At 41.3% G+C, this 14,208-nt stretch carries 15 protein-coding genes; all 15 read right to left on the bottom strand.

The window, feature by feature from the left end; all coding sequences use genetic code 11:
- Positions 1 to 12 precede the first annotated feature (12 nt).
- Positions 13 to 687: a LiaF transmembrane domain-containing protein gene (locus tag B7697_RS05940; RefSeq protein ID WP_033682352.1), complete on the bottom strand. Its 675-nt coding sequence runs from the start codon at positions 685 to 687 to the stop codon at positions 13 to 15.
- A 4-nt stretch (positions 688 to 691) separates the two neighbouring features.
- Positions 692 to 1,138 carry a LytTR family DNA-binding domain-containing protein gene (locus tag B7697_RS05935; RefSeq protein WP_084950784.1) on the bottom strand — a complete coding sequence of 149 codons (447 nt, stop codon included), beginning with the start codon at positions 1,136 to 1,138 and terminating at the stop codon, positions 692 to 694.
- 113 nt (positions 1,139 to 1,251) lie between these two features.
- A complete protein-coding gene (locus B7697_RS05930; protein ID WP_004256762.1) occupies positions 1,252 to 1,755 on the bottom strand; it encodes a phosphatase PAP2 family protein in 504 nt (167 codons plus the stop codon).
- Positions 1,756 to 1,850: 95 nt separating this feature from the next.
- The gene (locus B7697_RS05925) at positions 1,851 to 3,611 is read right to left on the bottom strand and encodes an ABC transporter ATP-binding protein (protein WP_084950782.1); all 1,761 of its coding nucleotides are present in this window, start codon (positions 3,609 to 3,611) and stop codon (positions 1,851 to 1,853) included.
- Positions 3,601 to 5,370 (bottom strand): ABC transporter ATP-binding protein, encoded by a 1,770-nt coding sequence (locus tag B7697_RS05920; RefSeq protein WP_084950780.1) that lies wholly within the window; start codon positions 5,368 to 5,370, stop codon positions 3,601 to 3,603. Before B7697_RS05920 ends, B7697_RS05925 begins: the two co-directional genes overlap by 11 nt.
- The gene (locus tag B7697_RS05915; RefSeq protein WP_004256759.1) at positions 5,354 to 5,815 is read right to left on the bottom strand and encodes a MarR family winged helix-turn-helix transcriptional regulator; all 462 of its coding nucleotides are present in this window, start codon (positions 5,813 to 5,815) and stop codon (positions 5,354 to 5,356) included. Before B7697_RS05915 ends, B7697_RS05920 begins: the two co-directional genes overlap by 17 nt.
- Positions 5,816 to 5,991: 176 nt before the next feature.
- Entirely contained in the window at positions 5,992 to 6,708 is a 717-nt protein-coding gene (locus B7697_RS05910) for a YebC/PmpR family DNA-binding transcriptional regulator (protein ID WP_000532882.1), read from the bottom strand.
- Positions 6,709 to 6,804: 96 nt separating this feature from the next.
- Positions 6,805 to 8,175: an MATE family efflux transporter gene (locus B7697_RS05905; protein WP_084950778.1), complete on the bottom strand. Its 1,371-nt coding sequence runs from the start codon at positions 8,173 to 8,175 to the stop codon at positions 6,805 to 6,807.
- A gap of 114 nt (positions 8,176 to 8,289) precedes the next feature.
- Positions 8,290 to 9,444, bottom strand: a complete 1,155-nt coding sequence (gene recA / locus B7697_RS05900) for a recombinase RecA (protein WP_070482405.1) — start codon at positions 9,442 to 9,444, stop codon at positions 8,290 to 8,292.
- 54 nt (positions 9,445 to 9,498) lie between these two features.
- A complete protein-coding gene (locus tag B7697_RS05895; RefSeq protein WP_084950777.1) occupies positions 9,499 to 10,755 on the bottom strand; it encodes a competence/damage-inducible protein A in 1,257 nt (418 codons plus the stop codon).
- A gap of 77 nt (positions 10,756 to 10,832) precedes the next feature.
- Positions 10,833 to 11,888, bottom strand: coding sequence for a glycopolymer--peptidoglycan transferase LytR (gene lytR / locus B7697_RS05890; protein ID WP_020902719.1), 1,056 nt, complete (start codon positions 11,886 to 11,888; stop codon positions 10,833 to 10,835).
- 7 nt (positions 11,889 to 11,895) lie between these two features.
- On the bottom strand, positions 11,896 to 12,414 hold the full coding sequence (locus B7697_RS05885; protein ID WP_084950775.1) for a GNAT family N-acetyltransferase: 519 nt from the start codon (positions 12,412 to 12,414) through the stop codon (positions 11,896 to 11,898).
- A complete protein-coding gene (tsaE, locus tag B7697_RS05880; protein ID WP_084950773.1) occupies positions 12,404 to 12,847 on the bottom strand; it encodes a tRNA (adenosine(37)-N6)-threonylcarbamoyltransferase complex ATPase subunit type 1 TsaE in 444 nt (147 codons plus the stop codon). The genes B7697_RS05885 and tsaE overlap by 11 nt, the downstream gene beginning before the upstream one ends.
- A 94-nt stretch (positions 12,848 to 12,941) precedes the next feature.
- Positions 12,942 to 13,574, bottom strand: a complete 633-nt coding sequence (locus tag B7697_RS05875) for a competence protein (RefSeq protein ID WP_239822295.1) — start codon at positions 13,572 to 13,574, stop codon at positions 12,942 to 12,944.
- Between the two features lie 130 nt (positions 13,575 to 13,704).
- Complete coding sequence (gene ndk / locus B7697_RS05870) at positions 13,705 to 14,127, bottom strand: nucleoside-diphosphate kinase (RefSeq protein ID WP_084950771.1); 423 nt, start codon at positions 14,125 to 14,127, stop codon at positions 13,705 to 13,707.
- Between the last annotated feature and the right edge of the window lie 81 nt (positions 14,128 to 14,208).

The following is a 14,208-nucleotide window of genomic DNA, read 5'->3' as shown; positions in this document are numbered from 1 at the left end:
TGGAAGATTTTTTTATTTGACGTAGACAACACCAAGTTTACCAAAAGCCACTTCCCCACGAATAATCAAGGTTTTGCTTGTTGGCGCTACAGGAGCGTCTGCCTTGGCTGCACCAAAGGATGTTTCTACTTTCAAATCGACACGCCAGTGTTGTGGAACATAGACGGTTGCATTCCCGAAAGCAACTTCGATATTTAAAGTTGCAAAATCGCCTAACATCTCTGCATTGTCATAGTAGATTTTTGCATTTCCAAAAGCAACTTCTACTTGGTCTTCTACAAGATCTTGATCTTGTTTATAGAAAGTCCCACTTCCAAAAGCAACTTCCTTATCTGTTAGAATGGTCTTTTCCCCATCATACCACCATTTTTTCCCGTTCCAAAACTTACTTGAGTGAGTGAGATAGCCAACACCTAGCACTGCTAAGATACTAGCCCAAAATAGAGACTGATTTGGGATAGGCAAAATGTTATAAAAATGATTTGCAATCATTAAGGCTACTAGAGCTGTAAAAACTGCTGAAGTCAGATGACGACGAAGCAAAGCCTCAACTGATTGGTAGGCAAAAAATCCAATACCAATCAAAGGCCAAATGTGCCCTCCCAGAGAAGGGATTCCAAAATTTCCTTGTAATAATATTAAAGCTGCCAATACTAGCAACACAATACCAAATGCTTTCTTTTTCATCTTCTTACCTCATGTTTCTTAGATTTTCTTTTAGGAAGGATTGATAGTACCGCGACACGTGAACCTCCTTGTGAGTCTGATAAAAGGAAATAGTTCCTGTCCCTGAAAAGGACTTGTCAACCGAGTAAACTTGCCGAATATTAGCAATGGTCGACTTGGATACTCGACTGAAATAACGGGGCAGGATAGACTCCAACTCATAGAGTTTAAGCCGAACCTCGTAGGCATCTTTCTGGGTATGGGCATAAATCTTGTTCCCCTCTGTTTCAAAGAAGAGAATTTCCGATAAGTCCAGATAATATTCACCAGTCCCCTTGTAAAAAATCAACCTAGGAGACTTGGATTCGTGCAAGAGGCGCTGTAAATCCGCAATCTCATCTGTCAAAGCCGCTGCCTTGATGACAATTTCAGTTTCCTCTAAATTGCTGTCAATTTCGATTCGTAACTTCATTCCATCTCCTTTCTGACTCTACTATATCAAAGCCAAAATAAGAAAACAAGAGCAAAAAAGCAAGTGGTTACTTTAGACCCGTAAGTGGTTGTAGGACCACCTTAACTTACAATTCAAAATAGAAAGAAAAGCACACCCCACGCAAGGCCACAAATATAACCAACTACTACATCCTTGAGATAATGCACGCCACCTGAGACTCTCACTAGACCGAGGAGGGCTGACAAGACCAATAAGATAACCCCTACAGATAAACTAGCATGTAAGCAAGCCATGGAGATAATGGTTGCTGAAAAGACATGACGACTGGGCATTGACTGACCAGGACTATCTCTGTCAAGCAAGGGTTTAATATCCCATTCCTCATAAGGCCTAGGGGCATTGATTTTCTTACGAAGAAAGGACAAAATCACAAAGCCTGACGCAGGGACAAACACATACATCAAGACCTGCTTCCCAAGTCCTTGTTGGAGATAGGTAATTACTAACAAGGTTAAATAAACTATAGGCATGACTACTGTCATAAACCGATTGAAAGTTCTTAACAAGCTCAGAAGAAAGGGCTTATTTTTAATGTTACTAGCAACGTGGCCATACCATTCTTGATAATTTTTCATATATTTTCTCATCACTTACTCAAATTTTGCTTATAGGGAAGCACTTGTCTTCTAGTATAGTGCAGAAAAAGAAGGCCGTCAAGCCTTCTTTGGGTTTATTCTTCTGCTTCGTCTTCTGTAAATTGACTGTTATAAAGGTCAGCGTAGAAGCCTCCTTGTGCCATCAACTCATCATGATTGCCTTGCTCAATGATATTGCCATCTTTCATGACAAGAATCAGATCAGCATTTCGGATAGTTGACAAGCGGTGGGCGATGACAAAGGAAGTTCTTCCCTCCATCAATCGGTCCATGGCTTTCTGGATCAATTCCTCAGTACGAGTATCAACCGAAGATGTCGCCTCATCCAGAATTAGAAGTAGCGCATCTTTCAGCAAAGCACGAGCAATGGTCAAGAGTTGTTTTTGTCCGACAGACAAGGTCACTGTATCATCCAAGACGGTATCGTAACCATCTGGTAGAGTCATGATAAAGTGGTGAATCCCTACAGCCTTGCTGGCTTCAATCACGCGCTCATCACTAATACCTGTTTGGTTATAGATGAGATTGTCGCGAATGGTTCCTTCAAAGAGCCAAGTATCCTGCAATACCATTGAAAAGGCATCGTGTACTTCCGAACGCTTTATCTCCTTGGTATCCACACCATCAATGCGAATACTTCCCTTATCAATCTCATAGAACTTCATCAAAAGATTGACAATGGTTGTCTTACCAGCCCCTGTCGGTCCGACAATCGCAACCTTTTGACCAGCATGAACAGTCGCAGAAAAGTCATGGATAATGGTTCGCTCTGGTGTGTAACTAAAGGAGACTCGATCAAAGACTACTTGACCTTTCATATCGATCAATTGTCTTTCTTTATGGGATTCGTCTTCCATTTCCTCTTCAGCTAGGAATTCGAAGACACGTCCCATGGCTGCACTAGCCTGCTGAAGACTAGTAATCCCTTGGGCAATTTGTGAAAGAGGCTGAGAAAAGATACGAACGTAGGCCATAAAGGCAACAATAATCCCGATACTAATCTGCCCATTCAGAGCCAAGGCTGCCCCAACGATAATCACTAGGGCATAGCTAAAGTTCCCAATAAACATCATAATCGGCATCATAATCCCTGAAATAAACTGAGATTTCCAGATACTGTCATACAGACGATAGTTTAAGGTCGCAAATTCTTCTTTGGTGCTCTCGATAGCATTGTAACTGGTCACCACATTATGGCCAGAGTACATTTCCTCCACATAACCATTTACAGCCGCCAAATCCTGTTGCTGACTCTTAAAGAAGCCCTGCGATTTGCCCATAAAAACGGACACGAAAGCAAAACCGATAAGAGTTGAAACAACCGTCACTAAGGCTAAAATCCAGTTCATCCCAAACATGGTCACCAAAACTGCCACGACCAATAAAGTGGATGAAAGAACTGTCCCCAGACTTTGATTGAGGGACTGGGCTGCAGTGTCAACGTCATTAGTCACACGAGACAAGGTATCTCCTTGAGAATGTCCATCAAAATACCCTAATGGAAGACGATTAATTTTCTCTGCAATCGCTCTTCTCAAACGCTCTGAAAAACGTTGAATAGCTGTTGTAAACAGAAAGGCCTGCAAATAATTTGATAGGAGTCCAATCACATAGATGACGGCCAAAAAACTACCAATGGCTGCAACCGCCGTGACATCCACACTTGTTTCTAGACCACTGGCAATAATATTGGTCATTTCCTTGATACGGGTTGGACCATATACAGTAATGATATTGGATAGAATTGTTGCTAGAAAGGCTATCAGAAGGGCAAACTGGAGACCTACAAGATAGGGTTTACTCTGTTTCCAGAGCGACATTTTTTTATTTTCCATGTTCCAATTCCTCCTTCGATAATTGTGAATAGGCAATTTCTTGGTAAACTTCGTTGGTAGCTAGAAGTTCCTTGTGGGTGCCTTGTCCCACGACTTTACCTTGATCCAAGACCAAAATCAAATCTGCATCCATAATGGTTGAAATACGCTGTGCGACGATGAGCTTGGTCATAGATTTTGTTTTCTCTGCTAGCTCTTGGCGTAGGACACGATCTGTCTTGTAATCCAAGGCTGAGAAGGAGTCATCAAAGATGAGGATTTCTGGCTTACGAGCCAAGGCACGCGCAATGGCCAAACGTTGTCTTTGTCCACCTGAGAAGTTGGTTCCTCCTTGGGCTACTTCTGACTCTAAGCCCGCTTCCTTGTCTTCGATAAAGTTCTTAGACTGGGCCAATTCCAAGGCCTGCCACATAGCCTCCTCACTAAGTGGTGTTTCTTGGCTGCGTCCAAAGTCTAGATTGCCCTTGACATCTCCAGAAAAGAGCACAGCTTTTTGTGGAATATAACCAACCTTGTTGCGCAAATCTTCCAAACCGTAATCTTGAACATTAACTCCGTCCACTAGAATTTCTCCTGCTGATACGTCATAGAAACGTGGAATCAGATTGACTAGAGTTGACTTACCAGAACCAGTTGAGCCGATAAAGGCAACTGTTTGGCCAGCTTCTGCTCTAAAGCTAACATGCTCGATAACTGCCTCCGAATTTGCAGCATAGCGAAAGGTCACATCCTTAAATTCGACCTGACCTTTGAGATTTTCATCAGCCAACTGCACTTGAGCAGGATTTTGGATAGAAGAATGCAAATCTAGAACCTGATTAATCCGCTTGGCAGAGACCATAGTTCGAGGAAGAACGATGAAGAGCGCCCCCATGAGAAGGAATCCCATGACAACCTGCATGGCATAAGACATGAAAACAACCATATCACTAAAGAGAGGCAGACGAGCTGTAGGAGCAGCATCGTTGATCACATAGGCCCCAATCCAATAAATCGCCACACTCAAACCACTTGAAATCCCCATCATGATGGGATTCAAAATGGCCATGAGACGGTTGACAAACAAATTCAAACGGGTCAATTCATCATTTGCTGCTGCAAATTTTTCATCTTGGTACTTTTCAGCATTGTAGGCACGAACAACGCGAATACCTGTTAGACTCTCCCGAGTGATACTATTCAGTTTATCAGTCAGACTTTGAATCAAGGACTGTTTTGGAAAGGCTAGCGTCATCAAAACTGTTGTCATCAAAACATTGACAATCACTGCCACAAGAACAGCCCAGAGCCAGTATTCTGAATGGCCTAAAATCTTCCCTATAGCCCAGATAGCCATAATCGGACCACGCGTAACCACTTGCAAGCCCATGGTGATCAACATCTGAACTTGAGTAATATCATTAGTGGTACGAGTTAGGAGACTTGGAATAGAGAATTTCTTAATCTCTGTCTGCGAGTAATCCAAAACTCGGTTAAAAATATCACTTCTCAGCCTACTAGTATAGGAAGCCGCCACTCTGGATGCAAAAAATCCAACTGCGACTGCGGACAAGAAGGCAAAAAAAGACATTCCGACCATCATACCTGCTGGTTGCCATAACTCATCTAAACTAGTTCCTTGAGTCCCCAGCAAATCCGTGATTTTCGAGATATAGGTCGGAACTTCCAACTCTAGATAGACCGAAAAGCATGTAAAGAGAATGGCTAGTAAAATCATCCCCCATTCTTTTCTACTAATTCGTTTAGCTAATTTCTTCATTCTCTCCTCCTATTCTCTTGATATTTTCCTGTAGTTGATTGAGGACTTTCTCAAAAATCAGTAATTCATCTTCATCAATGTCTGCCATCAACTGGTTGTCAATGCGTTCAAAGAAGGCCTTAACTTCTTGCATCTGAGAACGCGATTTGTCCGTCAAACGAACAAACTTGGCCCGCTTATCGACAGGACTCGCCTCCAATTCCACCAAACCATTTTGCACCATACGCTTGACCAAGTTACTCGCCACAGACTTGGTAATATTTAGTTCCTGCTCGATATCTTTAATCAAGACCAGTTTCTCTTTTTGTTCACACTGATCTAAAAAACGCAGAACCTGACCTTGTGGTCCACCCATAAATTCAATACCACAACGTTTGGCTTCCTTTTGCACCATCAAATGAATCTGGTGACCAAAACGCTTAAAAACTAACATCGGTTTATCCATACTAACTCCTTTCTAACTATCACATTTAGTTCTCCTAGGAACTAAATAAGTTTCCATGAGAACTATTTTACCACTTTGAAAAGAGATGTCAAGAAAAAGTTTCCTAGAGAACTATTTTCTTGATTCAAAAAATCCCAAGTGATCTTATCACTTAGGATCATATTCTCTAGGTTAAATTAGAACCCGTCTACGTTCGTATAAATCTTTTGTACGTCTTCGTCGTCCTCAAGAACGCTGTAAAGTTTTTCAAAGGTTTCAAGGTCATCGCCTGACAATTCCACTTCTGACTGAGGAATCATTTCCAATTCAGTAACTTGGAATTCTTCGATACCTGACTCACGAAGGGCAACGATAGCCTTATGAAGGTCAGTTGGAGCTGTGTAAACTGTGATTGTCCCTTCTTCTGCTTCTACATCATCCACATCCACATCTGCTTCTAGCAATTGCTCAAAGACTGCATCCGCATCCTCACCTGCAAATACAATAACACCCTTGTTATCGAAGAGGTATGAAACCGAACCTGAAGCACCCATGTTTCCGCCGTTTTTACCAAAGGCTGCACGGACATTGGCCGCTGTACGGTTGACATTTGAAGTCAAAGTATCAACAATCAGCATAGAACCATTCGGTCCAAAACCTTCGTAACGTCCCTCTGTAAAGGTTTCGTCTGTGTTTCCTTTAGCCTTATCCAAAGCTTTATCGATAACGTGTTTTGGCACTTGGGCTTGTTTAGCACGGTCGATAACGAATTTCAAAGCTGAGTTTGATTCTGGATCTGGATCACCTTTTTTAGCTGCTACATAGATTTCTACACCAAATTTTGCATATACTTTAGAGTTAGCTCCATCTTTAGCCGTTTTCTTGGCTACGATATTGGCCCATTTACGTCCCATTAGGAATCTCCTTTTTTCACATTTTAATCTTTCTTATTATAACACAAGTTTTTTCGATTTTCACTAGAGGAAATGGATTTTATTCAGTAAATACAACTAGGATAGCACTTTAGTTGCTAAAATTTCCTTGCCTTCTTTTATCAAGGGGTGACGAAACAGTGAGAAATACAGTTGAATGGTCATGGCAACCCAGATTAAGGGTTCGCAAAGGATAACTCCCTTATATCCTGCCCAAGGGATAATCAAAACCACAAAAGCGATTTTCCCGATTAGTTCGATAAAGCTAGAAACCAGAGGAAGGACTTTTTGCCCCAAGCCCTGCAAACAATTGCGATAAATCAACAAGAGACTCAAAATAGGATAAAAAGCTGAGCTGATTTGTAGATAGAGACTGCCATTTTCTACCAAATAGCTATCCGTCGAACTAGCCAAGAAGGAAACCAAGGCTGGACTGGCAAAAAAGAGGAAGACACAAACAAAAATTGCCCAGGACATACTTAAACGACTGCCGATTCGAATACCTTGAACAATGCGGTCTGGTCGCTTAGCTCCTAAATTCTGAGAAGCAAAGGTCGTCATCGAAGCGGAAATAGCGGTCATGGGAAGAAGGGCGAAAGCCATAATACGTCGCGCCGCTGTTTGAGCACTAATAATCACTGCACCAAAGGTATTAACAGAAGACTGTAAAATCACACTGCCTATAGATACAATTGAACTCATCAAGCCCATAGCCAAACCTTGCTCCAAGAGGTCCGCGTACAAGGCCTTGTCCCATTTGAAATGTTTAAAATGTGGCAAAAGTTCTGGCACGCTCTTACGAATATAGTAAAAGCAGAGAACCGCTGATAAGCCTTGCGAAATAATGGTAGCTAGTCCCGCGGATTGAACTCCAAGATGCAATTCCGTAATGAAATAGAGATCCAGAACCACATTGACCAAGGCAGAAAAAATCAAAAATCCAAGGGCAGCTAGACTGTCCCCAATAGACCGCAACAAGCCTGCAAAGAGGTTATAGGCAAAGCTGACACCGACACAGGTCACAATCATAGAAATATATTGATAAGACTGAGGGAGGATTTCAGCAGGGGTATCTAGGTACTGTAAAAGAGGATACAAACCAAGAAAGCCCAGCAACATAACTACAATACTCAAAAGTGCACCTAAAATCCAGGTGGCTGCTACTGCTTCCTTGATTTTTGTAAAATTCCGAGCTCCATAATAGCGAGCAATGACAATCCCCATGCCATTGCCAACACCAAGAGTAAAACCTACAATCAGGTCAAAAATCGCTGTTGTCGCTCCTACTGCAGCCAAGGATTCTTGACCAAGAAAACGCCCAACAATCAAGACATCAGCAGTGTTATAGAGTTGCTGAAAGATATTAGACAGCAAGATTGGGAAGGCAAAACTCACAAGCGAGGGAAGAATAGGACCATGAATCAGGTCCACTGTTCGTTTTTTATTCATAAGGCTATTATATCAGCTTTCTAGAAGAGCGACAAGAAACAGCAAACTATAGGCAATATGAAATCTTGAACAAAGAATCGAAAAAGCAGTGGATTTCTCCACTACTTTGACAGCTTATTCTTCAATTTCGATTTCAAGCTCATCGCCTAGATCAAGTGTAACTTCTTCATTCACAGAGTCTACTTGAACTGCTTCATCTTTTTTGCTTTCAGCAGCTTCTTCTCCATCAATCAAACCAAATTGAACACGGACTTGATGGTCAATCTCATCAAATACTTCTGGGTTATCTGCCAAGTATTTCTTAGCATTTTCAGAACCTTGCCCAATTTTCTCATCCTTGTAAGAGTACCAAGCTCCTGCTTTTTTGATGATATCCAAATCGCTTGCGATTTTCAAGAGCTCACCAGTCTTAGAAATCCCTTCTCCGTACATGATTTCAACGAAGGCTTCCTTAAATGGTGGAGCCACCTTGTTTTTCACGACCTTGATTTTAGTTTCTTTACCGACATTGGTATCTTTTTGGTCACCAGTTCCCTTGATTTGCGTACTTCCACGAACATCCAAACGGACTGATGCGTAGAATTTCAGAGCACGTCCACCAGGAGTTGTTTCTGGATTTCCAAACATGACCCCAACTTTTTCACGCAATTGGTTGATAAAGATGGCAATTGTTTTGGTTTTATTGATAGAAGCACCGAGTTTACGCATAGCCTGGCTCATCATACGAGCCTGCAAACCAACGTGGCTATCTCCGATATCTCCATCAATTTCCGCGCGAGGGACAAGGGCAGCAACCGAGTCGACTACAACAAGATCCACAGCACCTGAGTCAATCAATTTTCCTGCAATCTCAAGACCTTGCTCTCCTGAGTCTGGTTGTGACAAGAGCAATTCGTCAATATTGACACCAAGAGCCGCAGCATAAGCTGGATCAAGGGCATGTTCCGCATCAATAAAGGCTGCAATCCCACCTTCTTTTTGTGCTTGCGCAACTGCATGAAGGGCAACCGTTGTCTTACCAGATGACTCTGGTCCGTAGATTTCAATGATACGTCCCTTAGGATAACCACCTGAACCAAGGGCAATGTCAAGAGCCAAAGAACCTGAACTCATCACTTGCACCTTTTGCTCTGCCCGTTCACCCAAACGCATGATTGAACCCTTACCAAAGTCTTTCTCAATCAATTTAAGAGCGTCATTCAAGGCTTTTTCACGTTCAGCCCCGAATTTTTTTGAAATTTCATCTAATTTTTTTGGTTTTTTCGCCATTCTATTCTCCTACATTCTAATGGTCCTCAGACCTATCTACTATTATATCAAAAGTTAGTCACTTAATAAAGCCTTGCGAACTAGGTTAAAGGCATGCATAACCGCAATATGACGTACATCTGCTCGACTTCTGCCTCCAATATTGACCTTGATGACCTCAGTTCCATGCTCTTGAGCCAAACCTATGAAAACTGTCCCAGCTGGGTGCCCTTCTAGACTATCTGGTCCTGCCACTCCAGTCAAACTAAGGCCAAAATCAGACTGGGTCTTGATTCGTGCTTGCTCAGCCATCTTCTGAGCTGTAAATTCAGACACCACACCGTGCTCTTCCAAATCCTTGGCAGGAATATCCAACATCTTTGATTTTTCCTCCAAGCTATAGGTCACAAAACCACCCTTAAATATACTGGAAGCACCCGAAAAATCCGCCACAGTAGCTTGGAAAAGCCCTGCCGTCAAACTCTCTGCAGCCGTGATGGTTTTTCCTTTCCTTTTCAGTTCTTCTACCACAATACTGGCCAAACTAGTCTCTTCCCCATAACCATAACAAAGTTCTCGTAAAGAAAGGCCTTCAAAAGTTTGGCGATTCAAGATTTGATATTCAAAGATATCCAGCACTTGATTCGCCTCTTCTTGACTGCTAGCCTTTGTTGACAGACGCAAGGTTACCTCGCCTGTCTTGGCATAAGGGGCCAAGGTCGGATCTGTTTGAGTGTCAATCAAATCAGCCAAAATCGTCACCAGCTGACTTTCGCCAATTCCAAAGAAACGAAGAACTCGGGAATACAGCTTGCTCCCTGTCATCAACTTGGCTAGGAGTTGGTTTAAGACCATAGGTTTCAATTCACTTGGTGGACCTGGAAGGACGACGTAGGTCACTCCATTGACTTCCAACATTCCTCCCACAGCCAGCCCTGTTTCGTTTGGCAGTGGAGTCGCTCCATCTACAATTTGGGCTTGTCTTTCGTTATTCGGTGTTCGGGCATAGTCTTGTCTCTGAGAAAAAAAGATATCCAACTTCTCCTGGGCCTGAAGATCGAAGACTAATTTTTTCCCTAAGAATTTAGCTAGGGTTTGTTTGGTCAAATCGTCCTCAGTTGGCCCCAATCCACCTGTCAAAATCACCAGACTACTACGTTGACTGGCAATCTCAAGCAGGGATAAGAGACGCGTTTCATTATCTCCTACAGCCGTCTGAAAATATACGTCTACCCCAATCTCTGCTAGTTTTTCCGACAAAAACTGAGCATTGGTATTGACAATCTGTCCTGTCAAAATCTCTGTTCCAACAGCAATGATTTCTGCTTTCATGTTTCCTCCTACCTATCTATTCGTATTTTTTTGAAAAAATCGCAGGAAATTTCCCACGATTTCAACTATAAATTAGATTATTCTACATCTTCTTGATTTCTTGTACTACTAATCGTACCTGTTCCCAAACCGATACCATTTTGATTTCCGAGAACATTTTCATATAAGACTGCATTTGTCTCTAACTCTGTCACCTTCGGTTTATCAAGTGAAGTTCTCAAAAGATTCTGGATCTCTAACAAATGGTTAGCAGTTACGATTTGATAAGATGTCCCTTGCAATTCGGCGTCTTCTCCTCGTAATTGTTGAGTTTCAATCGTTTTAAACGAGTCCTGGTAACCTAACAAGCTTGGAATACTTTTCGCAGATAGATCAATATTAGTCTGCATATTGGTACTTAAGGCTTTTAGGATAGATTGATAGTGACTAACACTATTCAAGCTAAGAACTTTTTCAACAACCTTTTGAATGACTTCACGCTGACGCTTCTGACGTCCGTAGTCCCCTTCTGGATCCTGGTAGCGCATGCGAGAATAAACAAGAGCTTCATCTCCATTTAGAGTTTGTTGCCCAACACCAATAGAAATAGTATTAAATTCCTCTTGGTCACTAATAGAAATCGGGAAACCTAGCGTGTTATTGACAGTTATACCACCCACTGCATCGACTAATTGTTGTAATCCGTGCATATTGACCATAATATAGCGGTCAATATGGATGTTCATCATCTTCTGAATGGTTGAGATAGCTAATTCTGCACCTCCACCCGCATAGGCGGCATTCAGTTTCGCTTCTTCAATACTACCATCTTTATGCTGAATTTTAGTCAGGATATCACGTTCCAAACTCAACATCATGGTCTTTTTCGTGTGCGGATTAACTGTCAAAAGAATCATGGAATCACTATTTCCCTCCCAAGGGTCCGTTCGTTCTTCGTTTCCAGTATCAACCCCCATTAAAAGGATCGTTAAGGGTTCAGTAGCCTCAATAACATTGGTTTCTTCCCCAATCTTTTTATAGGTTTTTGATAAGGTTTCTGTACCTTGCTGATAAATAGTATAAGCAAAAACACCCACACCTAAAACTGTCACAGCTAGAAAAGCTAGCACCATTCCAATAATTTTTTTAACCATATTTCTATCAATCTATCAGTCTACCCATCAGGTAAACATCTATAAATTTCCCTTCTTCTATGTACGCACCGCGCTCTTGTCTACCTTCAATTACAAAGCCATGCTGTTGATATAAATGAACTGCACCCTGATTGCGAGTTTGGACAGTTAGTTGAAGTCGACGAAGAATGCCACTAGCCTGTGCCCATTCTACGACTTCTTCAAGTAACAAACTTCCCAGTCCATTATTCCAATATTTCTTACCAATCACAATAAAAAGATCACCAATATGACGAACTCTCTTACGTTGATCAGCTGTGATATTTACCAGACCAGCAATTTCATCATTCAACAAGGCAAGTAAGGTAATTTGATTTTCTGAACGAGCCTGTTTATCCAAAAACAACTCCATCTCAGTATCTGTCAACAGAATGCCTTCCCTGTCCAGACTGGTAAAATCTGTTTCTAGACTGACACGATTTAAAAATGTCACTAACTCAGCAGCATCACCAGATTCTGCTTCTCTAATGAGCAATTCATACTCCATGTTGAAGCTCCTCTAACAGCTTTTCTGCACGCAAACCCTTTGCTTGGAAATGTAATCTACGACCATCTCCTTCTTTTAGAATTTCCAATTCTAAATAAGTATCTGGTAGGGCCTCACCTAAGAGATTTCCCCACTCAATGACAGTCACTCCACCACCAAAGAGAAACTCATCCAAGTCGATAGAATCAGCATCCCCCTCAATGCGGTAAACATCTAAATGATAAAGAGGAAGACGACCTTCATACTCCCTCACAATAGTATAGGTTGGACTCTTAATCATCTGAGAAATATGTAATCCTTTAGCAAGGCCTTTTGTAAAGGTCGTTTTGCCGGCTCCAAGTTCTCCACTCAGAATTAAAACATCATTCTTTTCTAATAAACAGCCCAAACGCTCACCTAAGGACTGTAAGTCTTCTTCGTTTTTAGTGTACATGTTTCTATTATACCAAAAACTTGTTCTTTGTCTAGGTATTATCTATGAATTCTATATTATGAATTAAACACTTGAGCCAATCCTTGTTATGATCTTAAAATAGGAACAGTAAAAAGACAACTAACAAGATATCCCTCATCAGGTGGCTATAAAATGAAACTTCCCAGCGAATAACTTTTGGTACTAACAGTCCCAGAAACAGCATTCCCAAGGCAATATAAAAGGGCATGGATAATAACATCCAAGGATTTCTGAGAAAGATTAGAATAGCTAGTCCACTAATAAAACACATTTCCTTCTTACCCAAAATCTTTTTCAATCCATTTACATACTTCTGAATCGGCAGAAAAACTAACAAATCAATACCAAATAAGAAAAAGAAACTCGGTAGAAAGGCTTCTACACCCCCTTCTACAGATGTATTTCCTGCAAGGATATGGTCTATGACAATTAAAACTAAACCCAAAATATTTACTAAGAGCAATAGGCTATACAAGAATTGTTGCTTGTCTTCTTTAAAAACCGAATAATGTTGATTTCCTTGCCCTCTATAATAGTTTAGCTCTGCACCAATACTGGCAAGAAGCAACATGCCAACTAAATAATAGAAGCAGTTTTGATTTAACACCAAGGACCAAGTCGATAAACTTAAACAAGAACAGCTACTGATACCAAAAATTGTAAACAATAACAAAACACGAATTTGCTTTTTCATTTTTTCCATCATTCTTCCTCCCTTAGTTGCTCTTATTATAGGCTAGAAATCCTCACCATTGCTAGAATATTTCTCAACTGTCAGTTTTCTACTCTAAAATGCAAAAAAGTTTGATGCAGGTAACCCTTACATCAAACTTTTACTATTTTTCTTCAAACCAAAGAGCAATTTCTCGCTTAGCTGACTCTTCTGAATCTGAACCATGTACAACATTTTGAATAGCTTGGTTCTCATCAGACGCTTTTGCAAAATCACCTCGAATCGTTCCTGGTAAAGCTTCTTCTGGGCGAGTTGCCCCCATCATGGTCCGCCAAGTTTCGATTACTTTAGGACCAGAAATGATACCCACAAGAACCGGTCCTGAAGTCATGAATTCACGAATCGGCGGGTAAAAACTCTGACCAACCAAGTCCTGATAGTGCTGGTCAATTAACTCTTCTGAAATCTGCGAACGCAACTCCAATTTTTCAATTGTCAATCCACGTTGTTCGATGCGTTTCAATACTTCGCCCACTAATCCTCTTTTTACACCGTCTGGTTTAATGATAAAAAATGTTTGTTCCATACCTGTCTCCTTTGTCAGCTTCTTTCTTTTATACTCTTCGAAAATCTATTCAAACCACGTCAACGTCGCCTTGCCGTAGGT

The sequence above is a fragment of the Streptococcus mitis genome (genome assembly GCF_002096895.1).
GTDB lineage: Bacteria > Bacillota > Bacilli > Lactobacillales > Streptococcaceae > Streptococcus > Streptococcus mitis_AH.
This window is presented reverse-complemented; position numbering and strand designations above follow the sequence as displayed.